This is a genomic window from Psychrobacter cryohalolentis K5 (assembly GCF_000013905.1).
GTDB classification, from domain to species: Bacteria; Pseudomonadota; Gammaproteobacteria; order Pseudomonadales; family Moraxellaceae; genus Psychrobacter; species Psychrobacter cryohalolentis.
Genome location: NC_007969.1, coordinates 1240357 through 1255263 on the forward strand (window position 1 = coordinate 1240357; position 14907 = coordinate 1255263).

Sequence of the window (14907 nt, forward strand, 5' to 3'; positions counted from 1 at the left end):
GCTTACTCTTGGTTCTGATTAACGAGGGCAGGATTGAGACGTACAACTACGCTCATACCTGAGCGAATACGTCTATCAGGGTTAGTCGGTCGGGCTTTTACTTCAAAGGTACGAACATCAAAACCATCGTCATTGTTAGTCGGTCGCCAAGTGGCAAAGTCAGACAAGGTTGAAGTAGCATAAACAGTGAATTGCTTGGTATAAGGCTTTTCAGGTGATGATAAAGCGGGAATAGTACCCATGAACCGCTGACCAATCGCAAACTGATTTAAGTAGGTTTCCGTGACATTTAAGACGACCCATTGATCATTGGTATTGACTAAGGTTAGCAGCGGCACACCTTGACCGATCACTTCACCTGCATTGACGATGACATTATCGACGACACCAGAGATTGGGCTTTTTAAGTTGGCTTCTTCTTTCGCTACCAATGCTTCTTCTAATTGCGCATCGACTTGCGCAACTTGTGCAGTCGCCGCTGACTTATCTTCACTACGTGCGCCTTCCATCGCTAACTCATACTGTAAGCGTGCTGCTTCGGTTTGATCTTGAGTTGCCAAATATTGTGCATAGGCTTCATCACGCTTTTGCCGCGCCATCAGTCCTTCTTCATACAGACGATTAACACGCTGATAAGTGTTTTCTGCCAAGTCGGATGCCGCTTTATGAGCTTGCCACGCTGCTTTTGCTTGAGCGATTTCTTGCGGGCGCGCCCCATTTTCTGCTTTATCTAGCTGGCTTTGTGCCATCTGTTTGCCAGCACGTGCCTGATTGATTTTTGCATTAATCTCAGGCGAATCCATCTCTATTAGCTGTTGACCGACCGTTACGGCATCACCTTCTGTGACTAATATTTTTGCAATACGTCCCGGTACTTTTGCCGCGATAGACGTTTGCTGCATTTGCATTTGCCCTTGGAGGGTAATAATTTGCGACTCGCTATGCTGATTGCTCTTGTATAAACCATAAGCAATCACACCCAAAATAACTAAAATCACCAGCGCCAAAATCGCCTTTTTAATCTTTGTTGATTTATTATCTTTTACTGACTGGCGCTTATAGCTTGGCACCGTTTGCTCCGGCTCAATGCTAGTATCAGTATTGGTGTCCCTATCGGCATCAGTGCTGTTATTCATATTAGTCTTAGACGCATCAGCATCATTTGCATCGACCGTAGAATCCATGTTCGTGGGCGCTGGATTATCGTTAGTATTGGTCGATCCAGTCGATGTATTTAAGCCACCTAGTTTGCGCGAGTCGCCTGATTCGTTGGTAGATTCAGTCATGACAGTGAGATTCCTAAAGCAATAGAGTCGGTAATAAGCAAAATAAATCGTTTGTCGTCTGATATTGCTAAGACGATAAATGGGCGATGTTATTTGTCATATAAAGTGGGTAGCCGAATATCGGCGGCATTGAGATAGGCATTAAAGGCAAGGGGCGTACCACAGCTTTGCATAAGAGCAGCAAGTGATTGAACATAGCTATAAGCTGCTTGCGCTTGCTCCGTACGTGCTTTTAACGACTGCGTTTGCGCTTGGGCAATCTCGACTGGCGTATTTAAACCCTCTTGTAATCCAAGCCTGCGCAAACGCAAGACTTCTGCCGCAAGCTCTACATTGCTTTGTAGAGCTTGATAGCGTGATTGGGCGTTATTCACATCATGCCAGTTTTTTTCAACCAGTAATAATAGGTTGTCACTGACTTCAATCTCAGACAAATCAGCTTGACGTATCTTGGCATTACTTGATGCCAGAGACGCAGTTTTATCCAGACCGCCCCATAATTTCCAACTCGCCGATACGCCAGCGACCCAGCTTGGGTCTTTTTCAATTTGCCCGTAGCCATACAGCATGACAGTCGGCTTGTAACCAGTATCCGATAGCGCATGCAATTGCTGAGCCTGAGCACGTTTGGCGGCGACTTTTTGTAGACCTGGGTGATTGGTCAGTGCCAAATCTTGAAAGTAGCTGACATCAGGTAAGGGTCGGCTTGAGACAAACAAAGGTGTGCGAGGTTTAATGCGATACTCAGTGCGCAATAGACGCTGTAAAGCTATCATGGCAAGACGTGCATCATTATTGGCATTGACAGATTCACTTTTGGCATCAGCAAGTGCCGACTGCGCTTCTAAGCGATCAACTCGCGATATAAAACCTTCTTCAAAAAGCCGCTGCGCCATATGGTCAGTCTGCTGCAAGGTATCATAGGCATCGTCACGTAAATAGGCGGCAATGATTGCCAATTGCGCTTTAAAATAACGCTCAATCAAGGTGTTATAAAGCTCGTTTTTTTCCAATATACTGTCAGCTACGGCTTCTTGAGTACGAGCATTGGACGCGCCTGTCAGAGCGGCAGTACGTCCAGCGGTATAAATAGGCCATACTACCCCAAGTCCTGCGCCCGCCGTAGAGCCTGAACGTTTTAACTCGTAGTTATCTGGGATACGCTCACCAACCAATTCACCAAAATTTGGCAAATCTGGAATGGGCGGAATAATGTCACCAACCCCGTTATTAATATCATTAACGATGCCGTTTTTTAGCGACGATAGATCAATGTCCGCATCCAAATTGTAGGTAGTGGCTGAAACACGAGCAAATACAAGTGGGTGGTCGATAGTTTTGAGGGCATCCGTTTGATACTCGCTGGCAGCAATAGCGGCTTGATTGGCAGCGATTTTTGGGGATACTTGCAACAAAATATTTTGCGCTTGTTCAAGACTTAACAAGCTAGACACTTCTAACGGATAGCTGTTCTCTATGCTTTTATGGGTAATAGGATCGATAAGCGTGCTTAGAGCTGCTTGACGTCCATAGACCTCGCCCGTACTGTCGACACGTATCGTCGCTGATTTTACAGAAGCTTCGTTTATAGAAGATTTGTTTGCAGAAGCCGCATGCTTAGAGGATACAGTTTTAGAGGGGATATTTTGATTGACCATATCAAGTGCACTTGATGCATTGTTTTGATTGTCGGCGTCGATAATCTGTGTCACATTGACAGCTATCATCTCATTTTGTGACTCATTCATATGCTCATTAGCGCGTGCAGAGGCAGTCGCCGCTATACTCATGAGCGTAATCGTCATTACGGCAGTGGACAGAGTCGATAGAGCAAATTTCATAGGTCACGTAAGCCATTAATTAGAATACAAGGTACAAGTTAATTAAAAGGTGTCTAGAATCACACGCAATGTATAAACAGTATTAGTCATGCTGAGTACTGTTTATGCTAGAGATAATCTAAGCTAAGTATTATGCAAAATGTGCTGCTAAATAGACTAAATTATCAAATATGATTCGATCTAAAATTTGTCATGGATGACAAAGCGTACACTGTAGTGCCACAATAGTGACGGGTCAATGCTCACTATTTGCTTATTCTGCATTGTATCAACAAAGGGTTTATGGTAACGCTTTTAACTATAACGAATAATAGCATCATTTAATAAACGGCTGATATAGGCTAGTAACTTGTTTTTCCTCTGATTTTCCTAATTGCATAGGTTTAAATTTTTTGTAAGTACTATCTATAAAATGGATAGCATTATCTATACTGAATTTTAGATTTTATAAATTTATAGTTAATAAATAATAATATTAGACTCAAATAAGATAAGACAAGATGGGATGTGAGTAATGGCAGGATATATTTTAGCGTTAGATCAAGGGACAACGTCAAGTCGAGCTATATTGTACGATGATCATGCGCGCCCAATCAAAATGGCACAGCAGCCAACGGTCTTAAAGACACCGCAAGCCGGTTTTGTTGAGCAAGATGCCCAGCAAATTTGGCAGACGCAAATCAGCTGCGCTCATGACGTCATCAATCAGGCAGGGCTACTCGCCACCGATGTTAGCAGTATCGCTATTACCAATCAGCGTGAATCTATTGTCATGTGGGATAAGCAAACAGGTAAGCCACTTGCCCCCGCTATTATTTGGCAAGACAGGCGTACAGCGAGCTACTGCGAAGCGCTTGCTGCTGAGAACCTAACCGCCACGCCACAAAGTGGTACGGTTAGTAATAATAGCCAAGGTGATATGGCAAGCGAAGTGCAACGTATTACAGGTCTGCGTTTAGATCCATATTTCAGTGCCAGTAAAATCGCTTGGTTACTAGATCAAAATCCTAAATTAAGTGTACGCGCCAGCAAAGGTGAGATAGCAGTTGGCACCATAGACAGCTGGCTGATATATAAGCTCACAGGTGGTGAGCATGTCATCGATGTCACCAATGCTTCTCGTACCTTGCTATACGATATCCATAAGCTGGCATGGTCGGAGGAGTTGTGCGCCCGATTTGGCATACCCATGAATATTTTGCCCAAAGTTCTGCCATCCGATGGCGACTTTGGCAAAACTAAAAAGGGATTATTTGCCAAACAAATCCCAATTCATGCAGTATTGGGTGACCAGCAAGCAGCACTTTTTGGTCAAGGCTGTCTTGAGACGGGCATGGCTAAAAATACTTATGGCACTGGTTGTTTTATGCTAATGAATATCGGTCAAAAGCCGCTGCTTAGTGAACATAAGCTACTCACAACTATTGCATGGCAACGAAAATCTGCACCAACTCGCCCAGACAATCTCTCGTTCGAACAAATCGTCCAATCTGGCAGACGCATGCTACAGCCTCCAAGCAGAGAAGTAACTTATGCGTTAGAGGGCAGTGTTTTTATGGCGGGTGCAATTGTACAGTGGCTGCGTGACAACCTAGGTATGTTTCAAAAAAGCGGCGAGGTAGAAGACTTGGCTCGGCAAGTTGAGAGCAGTGAAGAGGTGGTTTTGCTGCCAGCATTTACGGGGTTAGGTGCCCCTTATTGGCGTTCAGATATCAGTGCCAGTATTACTGGTATGAGTCGCGGTACGACCAAAGCCCATATTGCAAGGGCAGCACTCGAGGCGGTTGCTTATCAAACATACGATGTGCTCATTGCCATGCAAAAAGACAGCCCGCATCCACTCACTGAATTAAGGGTAGATGGGGGCGCGGCAAACAATGATTTGTTGATGCAGTTCCAAGCAGATTTATTGAATGTGCCTGTACTGCGTCCAAGAGACACAGAGATTACTGCAAAAGGAGCCGCTCTACTTGCTGGCTTAAAAACAGGTTTATATGATGATACAACGATGAAGGCCTCATGGCAGGTAGATCGAGTTTTTGAGCCTAATATGTCTATAGATGTGCGTGAAAAGCATCTGTATAAATGGCAACAAGCTATCAGTAGAGCATTAATAGTGCCTTGATTACTATGATAGATAGTGTTTTGCTTATTATTTAATAGCCGTTTTTCAATATTGTATAATCGACTCACCTAGAAACTACGTCAATTGACAAAGTTTTGGTATAGATACAGACTGTAACGCAATACCATCGTGATTTTGACACAGTTTACATATTCGACCTATCTGTCTTTGAGCTCAGTTCCTATACTTTAGAAGATTTAATAAAACGCTTAATCTGGCTTATATTGCTATTAAGCGGATTGACGATAAATAGAATATATAACAAATCAATTAAGGAAGATATTATGAATAACGACGGCCGTATTACAGACTCGAATAACCGTGTGATTACTGATGACTATCTTGAAGTTGGTGATAGAGAGCGTATTATCGATGACAATGAGCGCCGATTGACTGGTAATGATCAGACAATCAATAACACTGTTATTAGACATGAAAATGACAACATTATAGAGGATCATGATGCGATTGATCGTACTGCTGTCAAGCATATGTCGAAAGAAGCAAGAAGTGATCTGAATGCTGATCCAATCACAGGGGAGCCAGGCTCACACCCTGTAGGTACAGGTATTGGTGGTATTGGCGGCGCAGCAGCAGGTGCTGCTATTGGTACGATGGCAGGCCCATTAGGCACGCTTATTGGCGGAGCAATTGGTGCAATTGTCGGTGGCGGTGCAGGTCATGCAGCAGCTGAAGCGATTGATCCAACGCGTGAAGAAGCATATTGGCGTGCAGAGTATGCCAATGCCGATTACTATCAAGAAGGTCATGATTTCGATCGTGATTTGCATCCAGCTTACGCGGTAGGGTATGCTAACCGTGCACGTTATCCCGCTGATGCCCGCTTTGAAGATCATGAGTCAGATTTAGAGCGCTCATGGAACAATGTGAAAGGTGAATCACGTATGGAATGGAATGAGGCACGTAGAGCATCTCGTGATGCATGGAACCGCATTTCTTAATGTATTTATGCTGATTTTAATAAGATATTAAGTACTCAGGTTAGATAGTTTATAAAGTAGTCAGCGAATAACACGCAAGTGCTGCTAATAGTATATTTGCTTCAAGTAACCAAACACGACTAAAGCTTACTGTCTTATTACTGGGTTTAGTTCGATTGTAGACATTTTTTGTTAACAGACGCAATAATTTGAATTTATGCTATTTTAAAGCCTCCGAAGATTTCTTTGGAGGCTTTTTTACTGTATATTACTATGTATGAATATACAATATGCTTTACTGTTGAAATTAGCCAATAAGTAATAATTAGAAACCGTATGTAAAAACAATTATAGAATAATAGGCAGTTTATGACCAACAATAATGAAAGTAATCATAAGCAGTTTTATATAGCAACTGCCAACCTGCTCAATTTTGCCAATCCCAATCGTCTCTATTATCCAAACGCACCTGCATATACTAATCACGAATACGAACATAAGTTACGCGGTATCACATATCTACTGTCAAAGGCACACGCTGATATCATTGCGGTCCAAGAAGTATGGGACAGTGAAGCGCTCGAAGCTTTAGCAGTATCATTGGGCTTTAAGCCTGAACATGTCGTTATTCCGCTGGCAAGTAATGACAGCGTAAATTCATATACGCAAGGTAATGGGGCGCAAAATACGCCTGCCGTCGGTATCATTAGTCGGTTTGCGCACTTAGAGACAAGTTTGCTTGAAGAGATTGTCCCAAAAGCGGTCATCGATATTCCTGATGTTGGTCCTTATCAGCGCTTTAATCGTCCGCCCCTTGTATTGCGCGTAGATGCATTTGGTCAGCCGATAACCATTATTACCGCTCATCTAAAAAGTAAACGTGCTTTTTTCTTACGTGATGAGGCTGGTAATTTGTTAGAGGATATGGATGATCCAAACATTCGTATTCGTGCCAAGTTGCGTAGTTTGTGTATGCGTGCGGCAGAAGCGGCTTCTATCCGGCTTTCTATCATAGATAGGTTACAGCATACTCGTGAGCCCTTGATTTTGCTTGGTGATATGAATGATGTGACTGAAAGCGTGACCACCCAGCTGATGACTGAGACTGGCGAGGTCAACTATGACAAGAGCATGCGAGACGTCGCGCTGTTTGATGCTGCTCGTATTCAAGCCCGTTATGGTTGGATGAAAGATGTAGCATATACTCATATCTATCAAGGTATGCCAGAAGTGATTGATCAGTTATTTGTCTCTGAAGAATTTCTACCTGATAGTAAGTTTTCGCTCGGTCAGGTTGAACGGGTTGACTACTTCAATGACCATTTAAAGTGGGATTATGCAGATAGAGTGATCGACCATGGTATTATAAGAGCGAAAATAAAGCTTCACAATTAACACTATTTTATAATTAATTACTGAATTTTTTTTAACCTATTCTTGTTCCTTGCTTGATAGTGTACAAGCGTTTATTATGCCTCTTCGTTGAGTATAGTAGCGGTGTTATCAATCCATATATGATTGATAGAAATGGTGCTTTGATTTAAGGCGCATACTATCCGATGAACACTATATTTTTAAAGATATGACATAACATTAAGAGATTTATCATGAGTGAAAATAAAGACGACAAAATTGAAGATGTATTAGTAGATTCGGAGCTGGCAAAAAAGTTGGTGCCGAATAAGTTTAAGTTTACTAGCCAGCAAGGACGCGCCCGCCGTCAAAAATTGTTGATGGGTGCTAAAAAGTTGAGTGAAACTCAATCTATTAATGATATTACGCTTGCCGCTGTCTGCGAAGAAGCGGGTATTCCACGGGCGTCTGCTTATCATTTCTTCCCTAATATTGAAGCCATATTTTTGGCGCTGCGTTTTTTAAATGCTATTGATATTTTAGATGTATTGAGAACCGTTGAAACGGTTAAATATGATAGATGGCAAGGGTATCTTACAGCGCTGATTGATCGCTGTGTACAAATTTTTGATGAAGATCAAACCAAAGCCAAATTAATTTATGATACCAATACGCCTGATTTTGAAGGCGACAGTTTTGGCGAGCATATGGATCACCAAGTAGTAAAATTGGTCTATGATCGTTTGGCTGAACGCTATGAAGTGCCTAAGTTTGAAGATATTCAAGATGTCTTATTGATTACCTTTAGTATCGTGAATGCGATCTTTACTGTTTCTTATCGTCGTCATGAGCGTATTACCGATAAGTATTTGCAAGAAGCTAATACGGCATCTATCGCTTATCTGCGTTGTTACTTGCCAGAGAAGCTACCGCGTAAAGACCGTTAGTCTGTCTATTAAGTTTTAAAGACAGACATTAAAAAAATCCGACATTTATATGTCGGATTTTTTTGCTAAATTTTTATGTATAAGCTTTACAAAATACTTATAGTGAATAAAATTTCTACATTTGATCAAGTGTAGGCAATACTTGTCCATTACAGCGATCACCACTTGCATCGAAAGGCAAGTATTGCTCATAATAACGTACGATAAGCCCTTCTAATGCCACGTTTTCTTTAGAATCTTGAGCATTAACAAAAGCTTCACGTGCTTGTTCAAGCCAGCGGTCAGCCATGCGAAATTGGCTGCCTGCCTGCCGTGAATTATGTTCGCATTGGTCGGTCGCTGCCCAGATTAATGCCACTTCACTAAATGCTATTTCACGGGGAGCACTTGCAATACCACCGCTGTCTTTAAGGGCGCTTAACGTTGCCCATAAATCAGGTCGCATTAGCGCTGATGAGGCAGATATATCTTGGATAAGAACAAGATCGTTTTCTGAGCCTTTTTTTAATGCTTGCAAAATAGCTTCTGCAGATTTTGCCGCTTCTAATCCAGCAGGTGAGCGACTATTCATGCTGTCTTTATGGATGGCATAGTTGAGCCAAGCTTGGGCTTTATAAGCAAAGTACTGTTGCTGCGCAGTTTTATCTTTTTGCTGATAATGCTGCAGTTCTGCTAGCATACAGCTCATCGCACGTTGCTGCGTATTTTGGTTTTTATATGTCGCTTTTAAATCCTGACTCTGGCAGTAATCAGAGGTGTCTACAGTAGTGATATGAGCACTTTTTTGAAGAGTCGTAGCTGTGGTTGATACACATGAAGTCGTTGATAATAGCAAAACAGCTGAAAACGCAGCACATATTGGATTTTTATAAGTAGCTACTTTAATAGTAGAGTAAAGCATAACGCGAAAACCTTGTAGTAAGCTGATAAGTATCGGTGCTGGCAATTTTGAGACTGATTTTATCGCTTATCAAATGCTATAGTCAATTTACTTCAAAAATATAGTGCTATTGGAATAAGATGTCAAAGTCTTTATCTTGCTTTAGTGCATGTGAATAAGGAAAAACGATTCCAGAAAAACGTCATTCAAGATGGTGCCTTTTTAATTGACCGTCTTATAATGTAGAGGATACAGGTGCTGCACGTTTATTTTTACGTGGGTCTTCACGCTTAAATAGATCTTCATCAAACTTGAAGCGTAGTCTAAAGTAAGCGCCCTCGATGGTAGTATCGTCATAAGCGATGTCTTCATCTTCAAAGCCCATGAAGTTATAACCAAGCGATAACCATAAATTGTTCATTGGATTATAGCCAACTTCAGCGCCAACTAAATAGGCTAGGTCATTTGCTTGCTTATTCCAATAAGTACCTGCTTGTAAACCAATATCCCAGCGCTCGCTAATATCATATAAGCCACGAGCATACAAAGCATGAGCGGTATTGTCACTTGCGATACCTTGAGCATCGTATTCGGTATATTTACCTGCATAGTGACCTGATAATGTTAATGGTCGCGTTGGATGGTAGTTACCGCTCCATGACCAGACAATAGCATCCTTTTGATAAGGGTCATCACCAGTGGCATTATCATCTAAGCGATATTCAAGCTTGGCCAGCATATCAAGCTGATTGCTATCGTAGTCGCGATAGGCAGCACCAAGTTGAAAGCGATTGATAGTCCGATGACCATCGTCATAATCAACTTTTGAATAAATATCTTTGGCTAATAAAGTCACTTCATCGTTATAGCGATAGGCAACGCCAGCACTACCTAATAAGGTGTCACTGGTATCGCCCCAGCGTTTTTCTAGGCGCCCTGATGCTTTGTAATTTTCGTTAGCAAGGTATTCAACGCCAAAACCTGCTGCAGTTGAGGTACTGTCTTTCTCACCCTCTAAAGATTCGACACGCTCGAGTAAAGTATTAAGCGTCAAACCTTTTTGCACATACCATTTATTCTTTAGACCAATGGCAGCTTCCGCTTCGCGAGCACTGATGGCATCACGCATACGGTATTCACTATAAACCTTGCCATCTTTCATATAAGTGGCATCAAAGCCGACAACAGTGCGTTGACGCTCCTCAGAATCGTCTAAACCATAGCTGCCAGACAAGCTATTGATTAAATCATGGCGAGCATAAAGTCGACCTAAATTACCCAGTGCTGTTTCACCGCCGATAGAGGTTGCGTTACGTGAGCTGTGTTCAATATCTTGCTCATACTCAGCAAATACCAATGAGTTATTTAGCTTTGGCAAACGCGCGGTTAGACGGGCGCGGGCAGTGGTGCCTTCGATATCTTTTTCAGTGTTGCTGACGTTGCTTAGCGCAGATTGATTAATGATGTCATCATTTGCAAAAGTATCATTAGTAATATCCACCACATCTGTTGCTGCTTGGATATTACGTGAGGCTGCTGCTTCTTGTTTATAGTAGCGTACACCAATTTCACCAACGATATTTTTGCTTAAACGCTGTTCGATACTGGCCTGTACGCCTTCAGTACTTGCATCAGTAATATGATCTTCTGTGCGTACGCCTTCAAGTTTAAGCGCAGTCTTTTTCTCGTTTAAAGTGTGGATGATTTCGATGCCAGATTCGGTACGACCAGCAGTTTGTGGTGACGCGCCAGTGACAAAACCGATATCGGTATCGTTATGATAGGCTTTTGCACGGGTATGTTTTTTATTATCATAGTCAAGCTCGATACGTAGAGCGTCACCCTCAGCATTATCGCCTGTTAGTTTGTCCGCATTGATCTGATTGCTTGGCTCGAAATTTGGATTCTCAGCTTTGTTTTTGGCATATTCTGCGACCAGTTTTAGCTTGTCATTAAGTTTAACCACAGTATTAACGCTAGCAAGCTCTTCTTTATTAAGTGGATCATCACTATTAATATAGCTGCCACCGATGGCAATTTTATCAGTCAATTGTCGTTTAGCAGCGACGCCACCTACCCAATATTTCTCACCACCTTCATCAACTTCGACAGTAACGCGTAGGTAGATAGGGTTGCCATCGATATCTTGGCTAGCAATCGGTGATTTTAGATATAAGCTACGGCTAATAGGATCAATTTCATAATCAGCAAAGCGCGTCAAGGTCTCACGGCGCACAATACGTCCAGGATTATTAGCATCACGGGTGATTACTTCTATAGTTTCTGAATTTTCTAATACTGCATCAAAATCATTAGCAAGCGGGTAAGGACCTGAAATGCCCAAACCACGAGTTTCATTGACACGCTGTGAGGTGCTTGTTTCAGCGGCAAAAGCAGTAATACGCGTGTTGCTATCTTCAAACTGGGCTTTGACACCAGTCAGTGTACGATTGTATTGACCGAGCTTAATACCTTCATCGTTGTCAATTTGAGTCTTTAAGTCGCCATACATGGCAAATGAGCGACCTTTATCTAGACGTACATATAGCTTGCTCGTCGATTGCGCATCAAAACCTTTGGCTGATGAGTCGCCGTAAACTGGATAGTATTCGCCCGGCTCGATATCACGGAACAGGCGCTCGCCTTTTTTGTCGCTGTCATAAGCAAGCGTTAATAGATAATCACCGCGTACTTTGCCTTTTAAGAACATTGCCGCACGACCCGTCGCTGAGTAATCATCGTTACCGGCTATTTCGCGTAATTCTTTTTCAAATGCACCTTGTGCGTCAGTGATATTACTACCATCAAAGTCTTTGAGCGCTATCGCGCCTTCAACGATACCAACAGCTATTAATGGACGCAATTGAGCCGTAAACTGTAGCGGAATTACTTGCTTATTGCTGCCTGTATCGATGATCATCTCACCTTTACCGGGTACGCTTGGCGCAGTCACGGAGATCAATAGCTCACCACCATTGACAGTAACTTGCGTGCCGGCTTGGTCTTTACTGCTGTCTGCCAAGTTGATACGACCAATATTGGTATCAATGGTGATAGGAGTTGATGCTATATAAGGACGACCATCACGATCTTTTAGACTGATAACGATTTGATAATCGCTGACGCCGTCTGCTGCCACCAGTTGTTTTTGGGTACGATAACTAATAGATTGTAAAATATCCGGTGTTAATACCTTGATAGTTTGCTCAGAGATAACTTTGCCATTCACGTCGGTTGCGACACCGCGTAAAGTATTAGTGCCACGCTTTAAATCGACTGCGTAATAATCAAATGCAGTGACATTTTGCTTTTGTTGTTCAGCCGTTTTACCGATTTGTTCTCTTGATATGGCTTTACCGTTGGCATATAGAGTGAAAATAGAGCCCAGTGGGGCTTGTACCTGTACCATTTGTTTATAAGTGCTGAGCTGCTGACCTTCACTCAAATTAATGAAAGAGACATTATTAGTTGCCACTTCTTTAAGGTATTCTTCTAACTCTTTTTCTACAGGAGGTGCAATTTTAGTAATTGCCATCTCAACGCGATTGGCAGATGGGTTGACCATTTCATTGACGATGGCTGAATCGCATTGAATGCCTGCATCTAAAACATCGTTAGATTTACAGCCGCTGGCATTGATATTGTCTTTATTGTCGCGGTTATAGTCAGGATCTAAAGTTAGCTCGCTTTTAACTGCTTGCTCTAAGCGATCGTTTTTGGCACCGATACTTTTGCTACGCGCAACAAGCTCTGCGTTTAAGCGTTCAGTACTGTCCGCCATACCGCCAACGATGCCGAAATCGGCACGATGTAACTCGCCATATTTTAGGTCAACGAAACGGCTACCTGCATCGCCAGCATTACGATTGCTTTGAGTGACCAGTTCTGTGGCGTTTGGAATAGTAGTGCGGTCAACTTTTAGGACGTGGGTTTTAGCACTAATACCATAAAAGTTATATTTACCTTCAGGATCAGTGACAGCAAAGTTACCGTTTTCCATATAGATACGCACGCCAGCAACACCAAGCTCACCATTTTGTTTTTGCTGAATGCCATCGCGGTTGATATCGTGGTAGACCTTACCAACGATGATGCCGTCTGTATTCATAACACCGCGATCGACTTCTACTTTCCACTGGGCTTCTCTTGATACGAGGCTTTGATCTTGCTCAGTTTTGGCAATAGCAGTCGCACGGTTAATGCCGTCACCGCCTAATGCTGATGAACCAACTAATACGCGATAAGTAATATCTTTACTAGTTTTGGCATCCATATTCCCCAGACTTAAAACTTGATATTTGCCATCGGTTTTAAACTCAGTGGTTTGTGCTTTGTCAATGCTCACACTACCACCAACGTAGTCGAAGCCGCGCGGTAAAGCGTCTTTTAATTCAACGTTATAAGCCGTACTGGTACCATCATTTTTGATATTAATCGTATAATTAACATAATCACCGAGTGAGGCAGTTTTGACATCACCTTCTTTGGTAACTTGCAGGGTTGGGATATCATTAACGATGGCAATGTTGGTACTAATATTTTCTGTAATTTTTTGGCTTATACCCTGTGAGTCGATATAAGCATCCAGCTTAGCAACTAAATTAGCACCTTCTAGCGTCTGAATGATATCGTCATTAATGGTATTGGCGTTATTTTCTGTTGGTACTTCGATGCGAAACTTTCCAGTATTGTCGCCAGTCTCGAGAGCTTTGAGTGAATATGTATCGCCAGTCTTAGAAGAAGTAATGGTTATCCATACTTGATCGCGTTTATTATCTTGAACATTACATTTAGCACAGCTGGCTTCAAGATAGATATTTTCACCCACCTGCGATGTTCTTCTATAGCCATCCCATGAATAAAGCATAAAATCGAGACGTGTTTCAACGATGATTAGCTCGTCACTCACTAAAGCGGTAATAGAAGGGTCTTCGACAACAGCAGCACCAAGCTGGATGCTAGCAGTATCATCGGCTTTAGCATTGGTATCAGATAATGCTTGTATAGTAAGCTCAATGCTCTCGCTTTGTCCTAAAGCAATCTGAGCGGTTAAATTGTTATTTAACTTAATCTCTTTATCAACACCATCATCGAAGCGTCCGTCGTTATTCAAGTCTTGATAGAGTTTTATGTTCGATAAACTATTAGGTATAGTCAGGCTCAAATCGATAGTCTGATCACTGTAACTGGTATTGGTTAGAAGGTTTTTCCAACTAACGGTCAAGCCAGGGGCGATAGTCTTTGTTGGCGGTGAAGTTAGGCTAATACCATATTGAGGAAAAGCAGACGATTCAACACTCACTTGGTTAGAAGTGCTATTTAGATTAAAGTTAGTACCGTTACTAATAATATAACTGGATTCAGCAGTATTTTTGATGGATTGTAGCAGAGGGTTAGGCGCTGCTAAGGCTATATTTGATTGCATAAGCAACATTGCCAATGACAGCGCAGAGATCTTCGCTGTACACAATGCGATACGATTAGACGGTGTCATTACAGATAGAGTCATATGTTGCTTATCCAATAAAACAAGA

General features: G+C 42.2%; 8 protein-coding genes. 4 read left to right on the top strand and 4 right to left on the bottom strand.

Going from position 1 to position 14907, the window contains the following annotated elements; genetic code table 11:
- Positions 1–2: 2 nt before the first annotated feature.
- Positions 3–1286 (bottom strand): HlyD family secretion protein, encoded by a 1284-nt coding sequence (locus tag PCRYO_RS05355; protein WP_011513376.1) that lies wholly within the window; start codon positions 1284–1286, stop codon positions 3–5.
- 89 nt (positions 1287–1375) lie between these two features.
- A complete protein-coding gene (locus PCRYO_RS05360; RefSeq protein ID WP_011513377.1) occupies positions 1376–3127 on the bottom strand; it encodes a TolC family protein in 1752 nt (583 codons plus the stop codon).
- Between the two features lie 514 nt (positions 3128–3641).
- On the opposite strand from PCRYO_RS05360, the gene glpK reads away from it, so the two are divergent.
- The 4 genes from glpK (at position 3642) to PCRYO_RS05380 (ending at position 8493) form a co-directional block, all read left to right on the top strand.
- Entirely contained in the window at positions 3642–5252 is a 1611-nt protein-coding gene (gene glpK / locus PCRYO_RS05365; protein ID WP_011513378.1) for a glycerol kinase GlpK, read from the top strand.
- A 491-nt stretch (positions 5253–5743) separates the two neighbouring features.
- Positions 5744–6214: a hypothetical protein gene (locus tag PCRYO_RS05370; RefSeq protein ID WP_226939380.1), complete on the top strand. Its 471-nt coding sequence runs from the start codon at positions 5744–5746 to the stop codon at positions 6212–6214.
- A 348-nt stretch (positions 6215–6562) separates the two neighbouring features.
- Positions 6563–7588 (top strand): endonuclease/exonuclease/phosphatase family protein, encoded by a 1026-nt coding sequence (locus tag PCRYO_RS05375; RefSeq protein WP_011513380.1) that lies wholly within the window; start codon positions 6563–6565, stop codon positions 7586–7588.
- Positions 7589–7800: 212 nt separating this feature from the next.
- Positions 7801–8493, top strand: coding sequence for a TetR/AcrR family transcriptional regulator (locus PCRYO_RS05380; RefSeq protein ID WP_011513381.1), 693 nt, complete (start codon positions 7801–7803; stop codon positions 8491–8493).
- A 115-nt stretch (positions 8494–8608) separates the two neighbouring features.
- Here PCRYO_RS05380 and PCRYO_RS05385 read toward each other — a convergent pair whose 3' ends face one another.
- Positions 8609–9394, bottom strand: a complete 786-nt coding sequence (locus PCRYO_RS05385) for a hypothetical protein (RefSeq protein ID WP_011513382.1) — start codon at positions 9392–9394, stop codon at positions 8609–8611.
- Positions 9395–9608: 214 nt separating this feature from the next.
- Positions 9609–14882, bottom strand: a complete 5274-nt coding sequence (locus PCRYO_RS05390; RefSeq protein WP_011513383.1) for a DUF11 domain-containing protein — start codon at positions 14880–14882, stop codon at positions 9609–9611.
- Between the last annotated feature and the right edge of the window lie 25 nt (positions 14883–14907).